The sequence below is a fragment of the Streptomyces sp. WM4235 genome (genome assembly GCF_001279725.1).
GTDB lineage: Bacteria > Actinomycetota > Actinomycetes > Streptomycetales > Streptomycetaceae > Streptomyces.
Genome location: NZ_LGDE01000146.1, coordinates 1 through 2,363 on the forward strand (window position 1 = coordinate 1; position 2,363 = coordinate 2,363).

3 protein-coding genes are annotated in these 2,363 nt (G+C 64.7%); 2 read left to right on the top strand and 1 reads right to left on the bottom strand.

Annotated features, from left to right (window positions below; genetic code table 11):
- A partial coding sequence (locus tag ADK55_RS38525) for a hypothetical protein (RefSeq protein ID WP_234350030.1) occupies window positions 1-485 on the top strand: 485 nt, incomplete at its 5' end.
- Here the strand turns inward: ADK55_RS38525 and ADK55_RS38530 are convergent.
- Window positions 457-1,035: a hypothetical protein gene (locus ADK55_RS38530; RefSeq protein WP_159041385.1), complete on the bottom strand. Its 579-nt coding sequence runs from the start codon at window positions 1,033-1,035 to the stop codon at window positions 457-459. The two genes, ADK55_RS38525 and ADK55_RS38530, sit on opposite strands and share 29 nt — an antisense overlap.
- Before the next feature lie 320 nt (window positions 1,036-1,355).
- Here ADK55_RS38530 and ADK55_RS13350 point away from each other — a divergent pair, with 320 nt between their 5' ends.
- Complete coding sequence (locus ADK55_RS13350) at window positions 1,356-2,081, top strand: hypothetical protein (RefSeq protein ID WP_053678356.1); 726 nt, start codon at window positions 1,356-1,358, stop codon at window positions 2,079-2,081.
- Window positions 2,082-2,363: the final 282 nt, after the last annotated feature.

Here is a 2,363-nt window from a genome sequence, read left to right on the forward strand (position 1 = left end):
CGTTGGAAACAAACCCACCAGTGCAAGCGGCACACGCTGGGCGAGAAGGGATCGATATGGGTAAAGTGGTGGAAGTTGTGCTGACAGGAATTCGCCGCGAGGACTTCAATGGTGACGACGGACCATTGAAAGTATCCGGTGGCCTATGGGGGGTCACATACGACGTTGAATCGGCTCCCGTGAATCGCGTGGAAATTTTCACCTTCCCCGACGGACCTGTCAGGTTTGCCCATAATGAGGTGGTGCAAATAGGTACGGACGCCCGGTTCGAGATGACCACTGGAGAGGCCCATGAGCACTATCCGCAATTTATAAAATTTGGAGGTGAGTTGCGGATCGAGGGATCTTTTCCGCAGCAGCAGTTTGAAATCCTCCCCAGTATTTACGTAAGCAACGAAAACCCTCGTAAATATCGAGTCAGATTTGGATCCAGCGACACGGAATTCCGATGTGACTTTACGGTGCGATTTGTGCACTTCCTTTAGGTCGTGTTCTATGTGGCGAGGCGGACGAGGCGCTTGTAACGACCGGCGACTTGATCAGGCAGACGGTGGCAGACTTGCGGCACATCGAAGCTCCGGTGGTTCGAGGCGACTTGGAGGTCACCTCGTCCAACCGGAGCTTCGTTGCGTTCGTGACGGGCCAGTTCCGACCTCTTGCACATCCGCGACCTGCGGACTCAAGCGCTTGCGGGGACTTTGAAACGCCCCTGTCGCATGTCCGCAGGTCCTGTACGCACTTCGCGCCGATGTCGCGGACGCGGACGGCGGCATGCTGCTTGCCGTGCGACAGGGTGACGATCCCCAGATAGGCGGTTTGGGCGGAGGCCACGTGCTTCTTCACGGGTTTGCTCCGGCCCTTGTTCACGGCCTCCAGAAAGGCGGTCACCGCGGCGACGCGGGGTCCGGTGTGCGCGGTGTGCAGGGCGGTCAGCGTGGCTCGCCTCCAGCCGGCGACGGTGTACCAGAGCGCGCCGGCGGTGGTGATGAGTGCTGCACCCAACTGCGGCGAGATGTGGAGCCAGGCGAATGTCATGCCTGCGAGGATCGTGGCCGCGGCTTTGAGTCGGGGTGGACTTGAGCAGGTTCAGAGCAAGGAGAGACGTCGCGCGGACTTCGACGGGTCTGTTGGAGCGGGCGCGGGACGACCCGGAGGCTGCGCTCCCCGTCTCTCCGGGCGTGCGGAAGCGCATGGCTTGAGCTGGGGTTTCTCCCTTGGTCGTGTCGTGAGAGGCCTAGAAAATCTAGCGAATCCGTGCTTTAATTGATGTGTTGGTGCGGGGGAGGGCAAACCCCCGGGCCGCTCGATCGGGCTGTGTCCGGTCGGTCCCCTTCATGTCGAGGAGTCGTCGGGTTATGTGCTGGTTTGAGGATGTTCGGCCGGATGATCGTGTGGTGGTTTGTCTGCCGCGTGGGTCGGTGTCGGCGACGGTGGCGTATGTCGTCGAGGATCGTGTGGGGCGTCTGGTCGGGGTGGGTGTGGCGCTGGATCGGGGTGGTCCGGTGCGGGAGGTGGCCCGGGATGTGGTGTGGCCGCTCGATCCGCAGGTGGACGGGTGGGACCCGTTCAAGCCGCGTGTGTGGCGGCACGAGGGGGGTTGGCTGTTCTGGCGGGGCGGCCGCCGGTATCTGTTGTCCCGGTCGTGGGGTGAGCGGGAAGCCTGGGATTGCGTCGGGTTGTTCGAGGGGCCGGCGGCGGCGCGTCAGGTGGTGTGGCGGTGCCGGTCGCGGGCGGTGGCGATCATTCAGGCGTTCCAGAAGATCGCGACTCGGGAGGTGGTGCGCTTTCACTGGGACGGGTACCACCCGTCCATGCACGAGAGCGGGGTGGCGCCGGAGTGCCTGACGAAGCGGGGCTTCGAGGCCTGGCGGGTGTCGCTGTCGACGTGGGAACTGTCCTTGGACGGCGTCCTGGTGGGGTCGGTCGACCACGTGGACGGTGGTGGTTGGCGGTCGTGGATGCACGATTGCGTGCGCCGGCTCGACGACGGTGAGGACTATGTGTTGAGTCGGGTGCCGCGCACCCGGGAGGAAGCGGTGATGACGATCGTCGAGGAGTTCCCGTTCGCCGACGACGAGTGATCGGCGTGTGACGTGCGAGGCCCCCATCATCCGGGCGGATGGTGGGGGCCGCGTCGTGTCTGCGGGTGGCTTCCGATGTGGCGGCGGGTTCGGCCTGGCCCCTGCGGTCGTGGGTCGTGCCGGCGTTGGGGGCCCGGGCCGGGCGCGAGCGTCGTGGGGGGCCCGACCGGTTCTTGCTCGGGGGTCGGTTCGTGTCCGGTGGGGTGTCAGATACTGCGGCGGCCGTACTCCTCGGCGCCGCTTCGGTGGTCCTCCGTGGCGGGGCTGATGCGGCCGTCGGTG